This window comes from Sphingomonas sp. FARSPH, assembly GCF_003355005.1.
GTDB lineage: Bacteria > Pseudomonadota > Alphaproteobacteria > Sphingomonadales > Sphingomonadaceae > Sphingomonas.
On sequence record NZ_CP029988.1, the window covers coordinates 38,772 to 55,326 of the forward strand.

Below are 16,555 nucleotides of genomic sequence, written 5' to 3' on the forward strand. Positions count from 1 at the left end.
AGTGTATCGTCACATTGAGCGCAAACCCACCCTTTTGTGACAGACGAATGGTGTCACTCGGCCCTATCACTCTGGGGTGTACCCAAATGTTATAGGCCGATCAGCCGCCTCACGCTGCAAGCCGTCCAAAATCAATCCGGTCGTTCAGGTCGAGGTCGAAGCGGCCATAAGGGTTCACATGACTGTAGATCAACGGCGTGAGACCACGATAATCTTCCGGCGTCATCCGCCCCGCCCACTTCGGCTCAACCAGTACGGTCTGAAGCATGCGGGTGTTCACATACACCAGCGACGCTTGCAGGAGGTGTAGCGCCAGAACGGAGATTTCCTGCTCATGGATGCGGTTGGTGGCGATCTCGCCGCCCTTGCCGAAGAACACGAAACCATTAGCGCCGTTCCAGTTCTCAACCACATTCAGCCCTTCGTGGATCTCGCGGCGGAATGCCTCCTGACGCAAATACCGGCATAGGAAGATTGTTTTGACCGCGCGGCCGAGTTCACTCAGCGCCTTGTAGGTCGGGTGCATCACTTCGGCTCTGGCAAACCGGAGCAGGATCGCTTCCGGATCGGCGGTGCGCGATTGCATGGCAGCGGCATATTTGACCATTTCGTCATATTGTTGCTCGATCTCGTCCCAGTCGATCGGGCTGGAGAGGATCGGCAGTAAATTGGAAAGCCGCGTGCGCATGCCGGCTTGGGGAAGGGCCAGTTTCTGGCGTGCCACTGCTTTCAGCCGCGGGGCAAGCTCAAATCCAAGGAGTCGGCAGAACGCAAAGCCGACTGCGCTCTGGCCGTGGCTATCGACGTACTGGCGCTGGATTTCCATGTCGGTGCAATGGCGTAGCACGCCTTCGATCATGGAGGCGACCTCCGAGGAAGAGCACCGCTTGAGCTGGGAATAAACGCAGGTCGCGCGCTTCTCCACATGCCAGTAGATCATGACGCCACGGCCGCCATAGCGGGCGTGCCATTCCGTCATCAGGTTGCGGTCCCACGCGCCGAACTTCGTTGAATCGGACGCGCATGCCGTGCCCGCATCTCCCCATACTGCGGCATTGCGGATTGCCAGTGTCGCGTTTGCTACCCGCGCGCACGCCTCCCTCAGCGCTGGCGCGTGGATGAAACGGCGATGGACATGCAGCAATTCCTCGTAACTGACATCGGGTGTTGCGCCAGCGACCCGCTTGAGCCCGGCGTTCGTGCCCAAGCCATAGAGACACAGCAAAAGACGCTGAGCCAAGGCTGCTTTCGACAGGGTAACCCGCGAGGCCGACGTTTCGAAAGCATCCATCAATCCCGTGTCCAGAGCAGCCTCTTTCAACACGTCCAGCAGTCCGGTCATCGGCCAGCGCTGACCGATCTCGCTTTTGATCGAAGCGAGACCCTTCGGTTCGGGCAAGGGCTTGAACGGTGTAATCGATATCCGGTTGTCGCCGCGCCACAGGAGCCGGACCTTGTCGTTTTGTGGAATATTGGCATTGAGGAGCAACAGTTCCCGTTCAAGCTCCTCCCGGATCGAGGCGCAAAACGCCTGCGCATCTGGCGTCAGGCTGAGGCCGGAATAGTACGCATCTCGCCTGATCTCGAAGTCCTTGGGAAGATCGTCATCGGGATTGCGATAGCGATCCGCCCCGACCACCCAGATTTCTTTGGAGCGGATGCGGTCGCGCAGTTGCGTCAGGACGCAAAGCTCATAGCTGATCCGGTTTACCCGCCCATCGTCATCAATGACGGAACTGCGCCATCGCGCTGGAATCACCTCATCGATCGGAACATCCTGCAATGGCACGAAGCGGCATCCGCCATCCACCTTGCTCCTGATCCAGTCGAGGGCCGCCAGGACCGGCCGCCACACCGCGTTGTTCGACCGGAACTCAAGTACGGAAAGCAGGCTTGGCAGCATGCGCCGGTAATGATTGGCCCAGGAACCACGCATCACCTTGTAGATGCGCCGGTCCAGAGCGCCCTTCGCATGGCTCTCCTTGACGATCGCCGCCAGCTTGGCCTTACCGGCGATCGGGAAAATGACATCGCAGATGCGCCCCGATGGTTCATTGATCGAGGCGCTGGCGATCTCGACCAGCAGGCGCTCCTTTCCATAGACCCGCTCGATGTCTTTCGCGATATCGCCCACCACCTTGCGTTTCGAGCGCGTTCCGATCTTGTGAACGGTTTCGATCAGCAGGTCGATCATCGCGTCAGTGAGTTGCGCCTCCCGCGACATTAGATAAATCGCATAAAGGCCGAGCTGTCGCGCCGGCGCATGCCGGCGCATCTCCGAGGCCTTTTCACCGGCAACGCGGCGAACAATCTGATCGACCCATGGCTTGCCCGTAGCCGTCAGGAGATCATGGGGAAGATCAAGTCTCTGGATAAAGGCGAGTTTCTCGGTCACGTCGAGAATGTTGTCGAGCGTTGCCTGTCCGGCGTCACCCTTCATCCTGTTGAATCCGGGGTTTGAGTAGCAACGGAACAGAAAACCTACATAAGGGGCTTCAAGCATCGTCGATACCTGTGGCACCAGGATCGCGTAGCGGCCTCAACTCGCCGCGCGCCACGATGTCGGGAATGGTGAAGGCATAGCGCCCGAGCATGTTGATGTGCCTGGAACCAAGCGGCGAGAGGCGGGCGACGTCCTCGTCCAGGATCACATGGCCTTCGGCGCGTAGCTGGCTGACCGCCGCGTCGATGTAGATCGTGTTCCAGAGCACGACCAGGTTGACGACGAGCCCGAGCGCGCCGAGCTGATCCTCCTGCCCTTCGCGGTAGCGCTGGCGAAGTTCACCGCGCTTGCCGTGGAATATGGTGCGGGCAAGCAGGTGGCGGCTCTCGCCGCGATTGAGCTGGACCAGGATCCGGCGCCGGTAGGTTTCGTCGTCGATGAACCGCAGCATGTAGAGTGACTTGATGAGGCGGCCAAGCTCCTGAAGGGCACGTGCCAGCCTGGTGGGGCGATCATTGGTCTGAAGGACACGGGTGAGATCGGTCGCGCGCACGACGCCGAGTTTGAGCGATCCGGCCAGTCGAAGGAGATCATCCCAATGTTCGACAATCAGCCTGGTGTTGATCCTATTCGCGGCGAGGTCATCCAGCACGCCATAATCGGCCTTGCCATCGACACGCCAGAACCGCGCGCCGCCAATGTCGGCGATGCGCGGCGAGAACTGGAGCCCGAGCAGGTGAAAAATGCCGAAGATCGTGTCGGTGTAGCCGGCTGTGTCGGTCATGATCTCGCCTGGCCGCAATTCGGTTTCCTGGTCGAGCACGACGGCAAGCAGATAGAGGCTGTCGCGCAACGTGCCGGGCACCGTCAGAGCATTCAGCCCGGAAAAGCGATCAGAAACCAGATTGTACCAGGTGATGCCGCGTTCGCGCCCGAAATAGCGCGGGTTTGGGCCGGCGTGGATCGTGCGGACTGGCACGGTGAAACGCAGTCCATCGGCAGAGGCGACCTCGCCGCTGCCCCAAACGCGGGCCAGTGGTATCCTGTTATGGGCCGCGACCAGCAGCGCGTTGGCTGTGGTCAGCGTCTCGGCGCGGATGAAGTTCTGCTTCACCCAGCTCAACCGTGACCGGCGCAGCGCGGACACCTCGGGACGGACAAGCGGTTCGAATCCGGTATTGGTGGCCTCCGCGACAAGCACCGCGCAGATCGTCGTCGCTATATCCTCGGCGCGTGCATTGCCTTCGCTGGCATGCGTGAACGCCGCCGCGAAACCGGTTCGCGCATGCATCTCCAGGATCAGCTCGGGAAGATCCAGCTGCGGCAAGCGCGCGTCGATTGCCCTATGGAGATCGGTGAGGCTGAGTGGCTCGTCGATCCTGTCGAGCGGTGCGATCGACAGGTCGGCGCCGCTCGCCGTTTTCGTGATGGTCACGGCATCGTTGTCCGGTACGCGCGCCGCTGTCTCGCGGTAGGCGAGATCGAGCCGCGCGGACAGCCTGGCGATCTCCTCGTCGCCAGCGACCGCCACGCCGACCGTGCGGCATACCGTCGGTCGCGCCGCTTCCCAGGCGGCTCCTGTCAGCAGGCCTTTGCGCGGGTCGGCGTAGCGAAGCGAGCGAACAGGAAAGACGTCGCGACGGCGAATGGCGCGGCGTAGCCGGTCGAGCGTACAAAGCCGGTATCCGGTCAGATCGAATGTACCGTCATCACTCTTCAACTGGCGCCCCCACCCCTTGGGGACGAACGATGTTGGTGCCGGTCCACGGCGCTTCTCGCCCCTGTGAACCCTTCGCAAGTGGTCGACCGCGTCGAGCAGCGGCTGTCCTGCGGGCGCGGCTGCAAGATCGAGCGCTGCCAGCATCTTCGGCAGATAGCGCATCGTCCCGGCCTGCCGGCGCAACTCGACAAAATAGCTCTCGTCGTTCGGCCGCGCGAGAAGGTTCACCTGTGCGACGGCGTCGGTCAGCGCTGTCCGATCGACGAGCGCGAACACGGCCGCGCGCACCTGCGCATCGCTGATGCTGTCATCGAGCAGCACAACGCCGGCATCGCGAAGCCGGAGCGATGCGGCATCGAGATCACGCAGCGAACGCATCCGGGCATCCCTGGCGTTGATGCGCGCGTTGGAAAACATTCGGGTCGACACGACGTCGAACAGGTCGATGACATCGTCGCTGGCCGACGCTTCGAGGGTGCGGATGAACGCGACGAGGGTGGCAGCGCGCCGATCGTCGGGGAGTCGGGCCACGGCCTGCGCCCGCGCCGCACCGGCAAATCGCGCCAATGCGACCGCCTTGCCGGGTGGCACCCGATCAAGTTCGGGCAAGCCCGCTGTGAACGTGCGGATTTCGGTAAGGCGATCAACGGCGCGGCTGATCTCGGGGCCGCTTTGCAGGTATGGACCGTCACGCAGTCGATCGAGCGGGCTTTGCCGCCCGTCGCCAATAACGGCGACCAGCGTGTCGAGCCGGGCGCGTTGCTCCGACGTCAGCCTGTCGATGAGACGGCGATGAACGTGCGTGGCGACCCGTGTGCGGACTCGTGCGATATCGCGCTCGAGGACGGACAGCCCTGGCAACAGCACCTTGCATTCAATCAGCCACGTCGCCGCTGCATCGAAGAGCGCCGATGGCCGATCGGTGCCCGTCCAACACAGCGCGTACAGGAAACGATGCAATCGGAACGCGATGCGTGGATCGGAGAAAACTTGGTAGCCATAATGGTCGCGGATGCGCGGGCCGTGCCGCCATCGTCCCTTGGTCGCGCAATATTGCGCCATCCGTTCGCACGGCTCGTCGATCGCCAACTGGCTGCCTGCGAACCGCGTGACCGACGCCGGTGTCTGTGCCGGATCTTCGAGAAAGGTGCCGAGCAGCCGCAAAGAGCCAAGCTGTACCGCTACGCCGAGCCTGTTGTGATCGCCGCGGTGCGCGCCGATGAACGTCCGGTCTGCATCGTCGAGATAAAAATGGCGCGCCAACTGCTCCGATGTAGGATCGCCGACGAAGCGACCATAGCGCAGGGCCTGCTCGTCCGAGAGAAAGCTGACCGGCACTGCTCGGCCTATGCTGCTATTTTAGGCTGAACCCCGCGCTTGCCCAGCAATTCGCTGGCCCGCTCTCGCGGCTGACCTTTCGCATCGACATAGGCATAAAGCGTCGACACTGATACGCCGAGTTGGACCGCAACATCGCGTGCGGCATTGTCGCGATCCGCCATCAGCGCCATCGCGGCCTTCAGCTTCTGCTTCGTCATGACCCGCGGCCGACCACCTGCACGGCCTCGCGCCCTGGCCGCGGCCAGCCCCGCCATTGTGCGCTCATGGGTCAGATCGCGCTCGAACTCGGCCAGGGTCGCGAAAATACCGAACACCAACCGGCCCGTAACGGTCGTCGTGTCGATATCGCCGGTCAGCACCTTAAGGCCGATCCCGCGCTTCTGCAGATCGCCGACCAGCCCAACGACGTGGGGTAGCGACCGTCCGATCCGGTCGAGCTTCCAGACTACGAGGGTGTCGCCATCACGCATGATGTCGAGTGCCTTGTCGAGCCCGGCCCGTTCGGTCGCACGGCCCGAGCACACGTCGTCGAACACCCGGCCGCATCCGGCACGATCCAGCGCATCGCGTTGCAGATCGAGATTTTGCTCGCCTGTCGACACCCGCATATATCCGATCAGCATCGACGTCCGCTCCTTCTTTCATTAATCTATCGAAGGATGGGTTTACCGGCTATAGGTTTCTGGATGGGTAGATGTGAGATTGAGGGTCATCCAGCGGTCCGATCGTAACCGCCGGCCCGCTTCGCATCAAACCGGGGTTTATTGGAAAAACCAGACGGCCGCTTCCGCCCCAATTGCGGACGTCGCGGAAAGCGATAGCTTCGAGCCCATGAGCGAGTATCGGGACAGCAGCACGCTAGGTGGAAAGATCGGCTGCGGTATGGCGGCCTTTGTCGGTGTTCCCCTCATCGGGGTCGTCTTCATCGTGAGTTCGCTCGGCGACTGTGCGCCAGATGCCGAATGCCACAGAGGCTTAGACTGGCCGCTGCTAGGTGGGGCAATCGCGATAGCCGCAGCGGTTGGTTTGGGTGTTCGGTCGCTAACAAATTGGATCAAGGGGCGTCGGAGGGACGGCAGCTAACCACCACTTCGCGCCCTTCCGGAATGGCCCGCGGCCTTGAGGCGTGCTGCCTTATGTAGGTTTTCTGTTCCGTTGCTACTCAACCCCCAATCCGGTCGAGCTGTCCGGATCGGCAAGCGAGGCTTCCAATAACGCCACCGCATCTGACGAAAGCCGATCACTGGTTCCGATCAGCCAGGTGTCCAGATAATCTTGCCGTTGTGAGCGAACGACACGTTCAAGCTCCTTGCGCGACGGCCCATAAATACGCCGGTCCCGGCACCACAGGAAAACATGCTCAAGCATGGCATTGATCGACTGGCCGCCCGGGCACAGCTCGCCAGCAATCCATTCCGTCAATTGCGCGCGATCCACCCGCTTCATGCGGTGATATCCAAGATGGATCAGGATCTCCGCACAATGCCGTCGTGCTGTCCGACTGGAAAAGTCATAACCGGCTATCTCGCCAGCCTCGACACCGAGTTGCTCGGCCAGATACGAGAGGCCATCGGTAGGGATTGAGCCGGGATCGATCGCGAAAAACCCCAGGGAAGCGAAGAATTTCAGCTGCGCGGCGAGGCCAAGGCGCGTCAGGGCCGGCTTCGAATTTACAAAATCAATATCGGCAAAGCTCAGGCTCCATCGTCCGATCAAATCCCCGCCCGGAATACTCCGATCCATCAACCCACTCCCTATGATGGAGCGAACTGTCCTCTTCTATGATTTCCATCGTCAATACCGAATGCCACGTTCCCAAAACGTTCTCCGACTTGGCCAAAATCGCAGCTTGGGGCCGACTGGGCCTCGTTGCGTCGCCAGTGCAATCGAGGAGCCCCCTATGAAATCAAGGATGCCAAAAGTTATCCACAGGCCAGTCTCGCGCGCGTAGTGTTATATATGGGTTATGATTCTGTGTTACGGCGCGATTTTCGGCGCGTAACTGCCTGAAACTACTCGGTAAATCGGACGCGCCGGTAACTGAAACCCCGAACTCCGGTAACTGATACCCCGAACTTCGGTAACTGAAACCCCGAATCCTCGCCCTGGGTAACTGAAACCCCGAATCTCACGCTGCGGTAACTGAAACCCCGAATCCTCGCCCTGGGTAACTGAAACCCCGAATCTCACGCTGCGGTAACTGAAACCCCGAATCCGGCGCGTGGGTAACTGATACCCCGAACTGGTAACTGAAACCCCGAACCTTGACAGACGGTAACTGATACCCCGAAGATGCCTAGCATGGATATTGAGGCACCCGTTCGCGACCCGCTCATTCCGGAGCGGCATCCCCAGCAGGAACTGTTCATCTGCGACGTGGGGGATGCCGTTCTAAAGGACGTGATGCCGCAAATGGAGCATCCCTTCTACTCGCTCTCAAAAAAGCCGGAGACCTCCATTCGGCGTTACGAGCATAACGGACAGTGGCTCGAAGTTACGCCGAGCGTGAAGGGCTTGGCGACGATCTACGATAAAGACATCCTGATCTACTGCATTTCGCAGATCATGGCGAAGCTCAAAGCCAACCTACCTGTCTCAAAGCGGGTTAAGCTCAACAGCCGCGATCTACTCGTCTTCACGAACCGGGGCACCTCGGGGAAGGACTACGAGGCGCTGCGTGAGGCTATCGAGCGGCTACGTGGCACCACCATCTCGACCAACATCAAGACCGGCGACGAGATCCAGACCGACATATTCGGCCTGATCGACACGGCCTCGATCCGCTACAAGAACGGCCTCGATGGGCGTCTGATGGGATGCGAAATCACGCTTTCGGATTGGGTGTTCAACGCAATTCGGCACAATGAGGTGCTGACCCTTCACCGAGACTATTTCAGGCTGCGGAAGCCCCTTGAGCGTCGGATATACGAGCTGGCCCGCAAGCACTGCGGGCAGCAACCCTCCTGGCGCATCGGGCTAGATACGTTGCTGAAGAAGTCCGGCGCGCAAAGCCCGCTTAAGCGGTTTCGGCAGATGGTTCGGGAGTTGGCCGAGAGCAACCATCTACCTGACTACCTCGTTGAGTTCGACCTTGAGGCGGACATGGTGACGTTCACGAACCGCGGAACGATGAAGGCCGCGCTTGCGGCTCCCGCTGCTGAGCCCTGGACGGGCGCGCTCGATGGCGACATCTACGGCGACGCCCGAAATGTCGCGCCGGGATGGGACGTGCACTATCTCGAACGGGAGTGGCGCAACTGGCTTGGCGAGAATGAAATCGCGCCGAAGCACGCCGAACGGCACTTCCTCAAATTCTGTCAGAGCTGGTTCGAGAAGCGGGGTCGGCCGAGTTGATCGCGCTGCTTCGCGGCGCGCGCGACTGACGCCGGCCGTTTCGCAAATATCCTAAGTTTCGCGACACGGGGGCAGGGGACCGACTTTCCGGCGCTGGCGCTGTCGCGAAAGTCTGTTGCAAAACCTTCGCGTTTCGATGCACATTCGCGACATGCTTGTTGGCTATGCGCGCGTCTCGACTGACGATCAGGATCTGCGGCTGCAACGCGCCGCGTTGAAGGAGGGGGCATCGCAGAATCTGGTCGTAAACGTACGCTAAGCCTCTGATTGGCGGTTTTGCGTGCGTAATGGTCGAAACCCGTCCAGTGGCAATTTCATGTCAGCCCATAGATAATCACCCGTCAGACTGATGTGCTCCCAGCCTAGCGGCGCGGCGTGGCTGAGCAGCGTATCGTCTATGGCGCGACCCCTTTGGCGGAGATGGTCGGCAGCCCTGCCAAGATAGACGGTATTCCATAGGATGATTGCCGCCGATACGAGGTTCAGGCCTGATGAGGGCATAGCGTGGATGGTACGCCAGACAACGCTAAGGGAGAACGATGCCAGAACGGTGGTATGAGGGCGGTCAACGCCGGAGGTCGATCAGCCCCAGTTGATCCCACATCCACGTAAAATCATAGGTAGCCATCGGATCGCCAGGCCCGGATTTTGCCGCGCCATTCTCTATATATTTGAGCCAGTCGGCCACTTTCGGTCGGCCCGCCTTCGTGCGGGCCAGAGCGCGTGGCGTCTTGTGCCCGAGGGCCGGCACCGCTTCATCAAGCGTTTTGGTATATTCGCGTGTCAGCATCTGATGAACGATGCGTTCCATTTCGTTCGGCGGGATATCGAGCGGCTCTTCCTGCGGAGCGCGGGCGGCATCATCGGCCATGAACTGGGCCAGAGTCCGGATTTCGGTCATAGGTGTGCTCACGCAATCACCAAGCCATTCGCTCATCTGCGCAATCGCCTGTTCAGCGCGGGCGGCGCTGTTGACCTCAACGATCAGTTTGCGTCCAGCCAACTCGACATTGGCAAAAACGGGTGTGCCGTCCTCCATGGTTGTCACAAAAGCCTGCCCGCCTTTGGTCGTTCCTGGTGTCCTCTTCTTCGTCACCGGCGCCAGCCAGTTCCAGAACGTGTCGCTCGCAGGTTCCAGCCATTGAGCCGCGTTCAGCCTGCGAACCACGCTTTTGCCGATCACGCCCTTTGCCAGCGGAAAAACGATACGGTGGAACACAAGGTCATCACCGTCGGCGTTGACCATATCCGGCGAGCTGCCGGGAATGGCCTTACCCAGACAGTCGAGCAGCCACATGTTCGTGAACATCGGCCCCGATGCCCGCAAGAGCGCGTCCTTGTCTAGGGGATCCAATCCGACAGTGCCCTGTGCATCGTCCACAAGTCGGGAAAATGCGTCGATTACGCGCACGGCGCCATCTGCGCTGAACGGCAGAAGTGCCCCGGAAATGCCGTGCCGACCGTTCACGTCAACAATTCTTGCGGCGATTTTGTCCCAGTTGACGAGGGTCTGGGTCGCACCGTGTTCCCGCACCCTCACCGGGGCAACGTCGCGCAGCAGATCGCGCAAGGTCATCGATTGGCCGGGAACCACTTCGCTGACTTCATAGAGCGACATGACCGTATCGCGTAGTGCGTGCATATAGGCTTTGTTCGGCGCCTTTTCGTTCCAGCCCCGGCGCTTGAGATAGTCATCGATCAGATTGCCACCGTCAGGTTCCAGTTCCTGCGTCAGCAGATCTTCAAAGGAACAGCCCCATAGCGGCCCTTGCCAGTGATCACCGATGATTTCGAATATGGCATCTGGCTCGAGTCCGGTTGCTTCGCACGCTGGGCCAAGATGCGCGGACAGCATTTCAACCATCGCTTCATCCCATGGCGCCCGTTCCGCATATTTCATCAGGCCCGAAAGATCGTGAACCGATTTTGATCTGGACATTCAGGCGGGCCTTTCCACGCCAAGGCGGCGCATTTCTCGATATATGGTTGATCGGCCGATGCCGAGTTGCCGTGCCGCTTCTGTTGGCGAGATACTCGCTTCGACCAGTTTAATGGCGGCATGGACCTTGCTCATGTCGAGCGGCTGACGGCCAGGTAACTTGCCCCTGGCACGGGCGGCGGCGATGCCATCCTTGGTGCGTTCGGAAATCAGCCGTCGTTCAAAATGGGCGATGGCCCCGAACACATGGAAGATCAGTTCGCCGGCGGCCGATGAAGTGTCGATTTTCTCTTCAAGGCTTAGCAGCGCCACGCCTTGGGCGTGCAGCTTCTCAACCGTGACAAGTAATTCGGCCAGCGATCGCCCGAGCCGATCGAGGCGAACCACGGCTAATGTGTCACCCTTACGGGCGTAGGCGAGCAGGTCGGCCAAACCGGGACGATCCATGCTCTTGCCCGACATAACGTCGGTGAACACTTTAATGGCGCCAGCCTTCTCCAGACGCATGGTCTGCCCTGCCACGTCCTGGTCGCCGGTGCTCACACGAGCATAGCCCAGAATACCGCCCATGCCCTGTGTCTCCCAAACGGCCGTTCTGTGGACGCTGTGAAGGGCAAGCGTTTCGCCCCTACATATCCGTCCACATACTATGTCTCTTTACTCGTCGCTGTCCATAGGCCCAGATGACCTTTTGTGGACGGGAATCGGCATGGTGAAGCGCAAACATCAACTCCTGACCGAGAGTGAGCGCGATCAAATCCTCGCCATCCCGACCGACCGCGACCATTTGGCCCGCCTCTACTCGTTCGAGCCATCTGACATCGACATTATCGGCGCGCGCCGCGAGCGGCGGAACCGATTAGGCGTGGCGCTGCAACTGGCGTTGCTGCGGCATCCCGGCACGACTCTTGCGCAGATCATCCGGGACAAGGGAGCGATACCCCACCATCTTGCGGCCTTTGTGGCGGAGCAGCTCGGCCTGTGCGTAACAGACCTCGCCGATTACGCGGCGCGCGACCAAACAATGACGGACCATGCCCGGGAACTGGCGGAGCACCTTAATCTACGTGGGCCGACCCGCACTGATATTCCGTTCATGATTGAGGCGGCGGCGAAAACGGCCTGGGCGACCGATAAGGGGATGACGATCGCGAACGGTGTCGTCACCGCCCTTCGCGAGGCCCGGATTCTACTGCCCTCCATTTCTACCATCGAACGCGTCAGCATCGCGGGACGAGCGCGTGCCCGCAAACAAGCGGCCTCCGCCCTGATCGCTGATCTCAGCGTTGAACAGGTCCACGCCCTCGAGCAACTCTTTGACGAGACTGGCGCTGGTGGTGTGAGCCAACTCACCTTGCTAAAGACGATCCCCGTTGCGGCCAAGCCCGATCACATCCGCCAGATTCTCGACCGTTTGAGACGCGTGCGGGTGATCGGCATTTGCCCGGACATCGCTGGGCGCATCCATGCGGACCGGTTCCACCAATATGTCAGGGAAGGCCGAGCATCGCCTGCCTATATGATAGAGCGCTATACGCCGTCCCGGCGCCGTGCCACTCTGGTCGCGTTCCTGCTCGACCTTGAAGAGCGACTTACGGACAGCGCCCTGGAAATGGCAGACAAGCTGATCGGCGGGATATTCACCCGCGCAAGGAACTCCCAGGCGCGCAGCTATGCTACCACGTCGAAGAATGTAGCACGGCTGATGCTGATCTTTCGCAGTACGATCGATGCTCTCACCGATGCGCTCGATACCGGCGAGGATCCGATGGAGGCCCTGGATGCATCGGTCGGGTGGACAACCCTCATGAGGGTCAGGCCAGAAGTGGCAACTATCGCAGAAACCGCCAGCCTCGATCCGCTGACGGTCGCGGCCGATCGCTATGCGACGTTGCGCAAGTTCGCGCCCGATTTGCTGGAAACACTCGAGTTCAGGGCCGGCAAGGGTAGTACGAAAACGACCGCCGCCATCGAAGTGCTCCGCGTGCTTAACAGGTCGGGCAAGCGCGATCTGCCTGCTGACGCTCCCATGCCCTTCCGCAAGGAATGGCGGAAGATCGTGGTTAGCGATGACGGCAAGGTCAACCGGCGACTCTGGGAGATCGCGACGATCGCGCACCTGCGCAACAAATTGCGCTCCGGAGATGTCTGGGTTGAACGATCGGCGGGATATCGTCGGTTCGACAGCTATCTGCTCAGCGAGCCAAAGGCGAAACCGGTCGTGTCCGCGCTCGGCCTGCCCTTGTCGGCGGACGAATGGCTGGCACAGCGGGGCCACGAACTGGATCGGCGCTTGAAGAAGTTTGCCCAGCATCTGAAGCGCGACGCCCTGGACGATGTACGGTTCCGGGACGACCGCCTCCAGATATCGCCGGTTCGCACGATCACGACGCCTGACGCCGAGGAACTAGCCCACCGGCTCGATGCGATGATGCCGCGCATCCGCATCACGGAATTGCTTCATGAGGTGGCGCAGGAAACAGGATTCCTCGCGGCGTTCACCAATCTGCGCACCGGTGAGCGCTGTCCTAACGAAAACGCGCTGCTCGCGACCATCCTTGCCGATGCCACCAATCTCGGCCTCTCGCGCATGGCCGCCGCGAGCCAAGGCGTCACACGCGATCAACTCCTGTGGACCCATGACGCCTATATCCGCGATGACAGCTATCGCGCAGCGCTGGCCGTCCTCATCAACGCCCAGCACCGCATGCCATTCTCGCGGGTCTGGGGCGACGGCACCACCTCAAGCTCCGATGGACAGTTCTTCCGGGGAGCCAAGCGCGGTGCGTCGGGCGGCGACATCAACGCGCGCTACGGCGTCGACCACGGCTTCAGCTTCTACACGCATGTCTCCGATCAGCGCGCCCCCTACCATGTCAACGTGATCTCGGCCGCGACGCATGAGGCCCCCTATGTGCTCGATGGCCTGACCAATCACGGCACCGATCTCAAAATCGCCGAGCATTATACTGACACCGGCGGGGCCACCGATCATGTCTTCGCCCTTTGCGCCATGCTGGGATTTCGCTTCTGCCCGCGCCTGCGCGATTTTCCCGACAGGCGCCTCGCGCCGATTGCCCCGGCAGCAACCTATCCCTTCATCACGCCGCTGTTGGGCAAACGCATCCGTACCGACATTATTCGTGAGCAATGGGATGACGTGCTGCGGCTCGTAGGCTCGATCAAGGCCGGCCACGTTGCACCCTCGGTCATGTTGCGAAAGCTCGCGGCCTATGAGCGACAGAACCAGCTCGACGTGGCGCTACAGGAAATAGGCAAGGTCGAACGGACCCTGTTCATGCTGGACTGGCTTGAAAACCCTGATTTGCGCCGGCGTTGCCAGGCCGGTCTCAACAACAGCGAACAACGACATGTCCTGACGCAGGCGATCTACACTTTCCGTCAGGGGCGCATCATCGATCGCAGCCATGAGGCCCAGCAATATAGGGCATCCGGCCTCAACCTGGTGATCGCCGCCATTGTCTATTGGAACGCGACTTACATGGACGCCGCCGTCCAGCATCTGCGAGCGGCCTCGGCCGCGGTGCCCGACGATCTCCTTGCCCATACCTCCCCGGTGGGCTGGGAACATATCGCCTTTTCCGGTGACTTTCTCTGGGATAGAGCGGCGGCATCCGCTGGCCGTAAAGCGCTCAACCTGACGCAAGATATCCGCGTCGCGTAGTTGTTCGCTGGCTGTTCTTCCTTAGCGTTGTCTGGCGTACCATCCACGCTATGCCCTCAAAGACAGCGTCAGCGAGGTTGCGCGACAGCTCGGTGTGTCGCGCCCTACCCTGCGCCGGTTTCGCGCGCGCATGACGCAGGGCGATGTGTAACCTCTATGCGTTGATCAAAGGCCATGAAGCGCCCGCTCGATTGACTCTTGCGGGTAATGAGAACATTTAGAGAACATGATTAGTTCAAGAATGTTCTCAAATGTATGGAAAGCTCCAAAAACCGCGAGATCGCCACGCTGCGCGATCGAATCGCCACGATCGAATCGAACGGCCGCCGCGCGCATGGCGTGCTTCCCTTTGGCATCGACCCGCTCGACCGCAAGGTTCCCGGTGGCGGGCTCGCACTGGGGGCGCTGCACGAGGTAGCGGGCGGCTACACTGACTGCTCCATCATGGGAGAAGGTGTGCTGTCACAAAAATGGGACATGTCCCGTCTTCCGGGACTAATCCAAAAAAAAGTTGCAATCCTCTCGCAATAAGCGTAGAGGCCCCCTTGCCGAGAAGAGTTCGTGGGTTGGTATCCCCACGCTCGCATTTTTGCGGGATCTGTATCCATCGTCCGTTCGACCGCAGGTCGCAGGGCGACCAGATATTCACCCACGGCGCCCTTTTGACCAACCAGGTCAACGGTGCGCGGGTGGACTTTTCGGGCTCCTTCTCGCCGCGCCGTGACCAGACAGATGAGCGCGCGTTTGCACCAGAAATCCCGAGCGCCTGCGCTCATCCCAAATCCGGTTGAGACCGATCAGCAGCCTATGTGGCGCCGTTCGGCTTCGCTTCCCCTTCATTCATCAGCGAGCCTCCGCTTCATCTGTAGCGGACGGCCAGGAGTTCCTATGCCCTCAACACTTTCCCGCCGCCTATTCCGGGCGACTCTGCCTCTTGCCGCGCTCTTCGCGCTGGCCGCGTGCGGAAGCGGGTCGGATGCGGACGGGGGCGACGGCGCGTGGGGTGCCGGACCACCGCCGCTCGTGGTGGCCATGACCGTCAAGGCACAGTCCATTCCCAACATCGTCGAACTGCCCGGCCGTATCGAAGCGGTGCGCACGGCGGAGGTTCGCGCACGCTCAGACGGCATTATCGAGCGCCGCCTCTATCAGGAAGGCACCGATGTGGTGGAGGGAGCGCCCCTGTTTCGCATCGATCCGCGCGACCTCAATGCCCAGGTGGATCAGGCGCGGGCGACGCTGCGCCGCGCCGAGGCCGCGCGCACCAATGCCCAGCAGATCGTTCGCCGCTATGCCCCGCTCGTCGCAGATCGGTCGGTCAGCGCGCTGGAGTTCGACCAGGCACAAGCGACCTTGCGGCAGGAAGACGCCAATGTCGCGGACGCACGGGCGGCCCTTGCGCGGGCGCAGCTCCAGCAGAGCTACACCATCGTGCGTGCGCCGATCGCCGGGCGCGTCGGTCGCGCGCAGGTAACGGAAGGCGCATTGGTCAGCGCCTCATCGGCGACACCGCTTGCCACGGTTGAACAGCTTGCGCCGGTCTATGCCGTGTTCACGCAGTCCAGTGCCGCTGCTCTCGACCTCATCCAGGCGCAGCGTTCGGGTTCCCTCGATGTGCCGGCTCTGTCGCAGATCGAAGTACGTTTGATCCTCGCCAACGGGCAGGACTATGCCGTTGCGGGAAAGCTGGATTTCTCGGACCAGACCGTTGATTCGACGACCGGTAGCCAGACCCTGCGCGCGGTTTTCCCAAATCCTGAGCGGCTGCTGCTGCCCGGACAGTTTGTGCGCGGCAGGCTGAGCATTGGAACGGCACCCAGCGGCATCATGATCCCCGCGAAGGCGGTGCAGATGGGAGAAAGGAACGCCACGGTTTCAGTGGTCGGTCGCGACTCAACCGTAGAAGCACGCAGCGTTCAGCTCGGCGCGCAGGTTGGTGGAAACTGGATCGTCCGCTCCGGCCTCAAGCCCGGCGACCGCGTGATCGTCGAGGGCTGGCAGAAGGCGCAGCCAGGTCAAAAGGTGCAGGTGCGCGGCGACGCTGCCCCCGCTCAGACGAAGGGCGGGCGCTGA

General features: G+C 61.1%; 9 protein-coding genes and 4 pseudogenes. 6 read left to right on the forward strand and 7 right to left on the reverse strand.

Annotation, left to right across the window (positions count from 1 at the left end):
- Window positions 1–109 precede the first annotated feature (109 nt).
- The 4 genes and pseudogenes from DM480_RS17730 to DM480_RS17745 form a co-directional block, all read right to left on the reverse strand.
- A pseudogene (locus DM480_RS17730) lies at window positions 110–2,452 on the reverse strand (Tn3 family transposase); the annotation flags it as partial.
- 43 nt (window positions 2,453–2,495) lie between these two features.
- Window positions 2,496–5,501, reverse strand: coding sequence for a Tn3 family transposase (locus tag DM480_RS17735; protein WP_115381961.1), 3,006 nt, complete (start codon window positions 5,499–5,501; stop codon window positions 2,496–2,498).
- A gap of 8 nt (window positions 5,502–5,509) precedes the next feature.
- Complete coding sequence (locus DM480_RS17740) at window positions 5,510–6,127, reverse strand: recombinase family protein (protein WP_115381963.1); 618 nt, start codon at window positions 6,125–6,127, stop codon at window positions 5,510–5,512.
- 550 nt (window positions 6,128–6,677) lie between these two features.
- Window positions 6,678–7,247 (reverse strand): annotated as a pseudogene (locus tag DM480_RS17745) (DUF4158 domain-containing protein); the annotation flags it as partial.
- A 558-nt stretch (window positions 7,248–7,805) separates the two neighbouring features.
- Here DM480_RS17745 and DM480_RS17755 point away from each other — a divergent pair.
- Together DM480_RS17755 and DM480_RS17760 are read left to right on the forward strand one after the other, a co-directional pair.
- The gene (locus DM480_RS17755; RefSeq protein WP_332871316.1) at window positions 7,806–8,858 is read left to right on the forward strand and encodes a replication initiator protein A; all 1,053 of its coding nucleotides are present in this window, start codon (window positions 7,806–7,808) and stop codon (window positions 8,856–8,858) included.
- A gap of 151 nt (window positions 8,859–9,009) precedes the next feature.
- Window positions 9,010–9,081, forward strand: a pseudogene (locus tag DM480_RS17760) (recombinase family protein); the annotation flags it as partial.
- Between the two features lie 32 nt (window positions 9,082–9,113).
- On the opposite strand, the pseudogene DM480_RS17765 reads toward DM480_RS17760, so the two are convergent.
- The 3 genes and pseudogenes from DM480_RS17765 to DM480_RS17775 all read right to left on the reverse strand — a co-directional run.
- Window positions 9,114–9,353 (reverse strand): annotated as a pseudogene (locus DM480_RS17765) (Tn3 family transposase); the annotation flags it as partial.
- Window positions 9,354–9,423: 70 nt separating this feature from the next.
- Complete coding sequence (locus tag DM480_RS17770; RefSeq protein ID WP_115381971.1) at window positions 9,424–10,797, reverse strand: hypothetical protein; 1,374 nt, start codon at window positions 10,795–10,797, stop codon at window positions 9,424–9,426.
- The gene (locus tag DM480_RS17775) at window positions 10,798–11,367 is read right to left on the reverse strand and encodes a recombinase family protein (protein WP_043150867.1); all 570 of its coding nucleotides are present in this window, start codon (window positions 11,365–11,367) and stop codon (window positions 10,798–10,800) included.
- A 139-nt stretch (window positions 11,368–11,506) separates the two neighbouring features.
- Between DM480_RS17775 and DM480_RS17780 the strand changes: the two genes are divergently transcribed.
- From DM480_RS17780 to DM480_RS17795, 4 genes are all read left to right on the forward strand, one after another.
- A complete protein-coding gene (locus tag DM480_RS17780) occupies window positions 11,507–14,482 on the forward strand; it encodes a Tn3 family transposase (protein ID WP_115381973.1) in 2,976 nt (991 codons plus the stop codon).
- Between the two features lie 31 nt (window positions 14,483–14,513).
- A complete protein-coding gene (locus tag DM480_RS18915; protein WP_115381988.1) occupies window positions 14,514–14,633 on the forward strand; it encodes a helix-turn-helix domain-containing protein in 120 nt (39 codons plus the stop codon).
- A gap of 104 nt (window positions 14,634–14,737) precedes the next feature.
- Window positions 14,738–15,013 (forward strand): hypothetical protein, encoded by a 276-nt coding sequence (locus DM480_RS18820; protein ID WP_019054624.1) that lies wholly within the window; start codon window positions 14,738–14,740, stop codon window positions 15,011–15,013.
- A 501-nt stretch (window positions 15,014–15,514) separates the two neighbouring features.
- On the forward strand, window positions 15,515–16,555 hold the full coding sequence (locus DM480_RS17795; protein ID WP_232834250.1) for an efflux RND transporter periplasmic adaptor subunit: 1,041 nt from the start codon (window positions 15,515–15,517) through the stop codon (window positions 16,553–16,555).

Excerpts from the sequence above, each read along its gene's own strand:
- DM480_RS17740 (WP_115381963.1), bottom strand. The coding sequence starts at position 6,127 with ATGCTGATCGGATATATGCGGGTGTCGACAGGCGAGCAAAATCTCGAT.
- DM480_RS17755 (WP_332871316.1), top strand. The coding sequence starts at position 7,806 with ATGGATATTGAGGCACCCGTTCGCGACCCGCTCATTCCGGAGCGGCAT.
- DM480_RS17770 (WP_115381971.1), bottom strand. The coding sequence starts at position 10,797 with ATGTCCAGATCAAAATCGGTTCACGATCTTTCGGGCCTGATGAAATAT.
- DM480_RS17775 (WP_043150867.1), bottom strand. The coding sequence starts at position 11,367 with ATGGGCGGTATTCTGGGCTATGCTCGTGTGAGCACCGGCGACCAGGAC.
- DM480_RS17780 (WP_115381973.1), top strand. The coding sequence starts at position 11,507 with ATGGTGAAGCGCAAACATCAACTCCTGACCGAGAGTGAGCGCGATCAA.
- DM480_RS18820 (WP_019054624.1), top strand. The coding sequence starts at position 14,738 with ATGGAAAGCTCCAAAAACCGCGAGATCGCCACGCTGCGCGATCGAATC.
- DM480_RS17795 (WP_232834250.1), top strand. The coding sequence starts at position 15,515 with ATGACCGTCAAGGCACAGTCCATTCCCAACATCGTCGAACTGCCCGGC.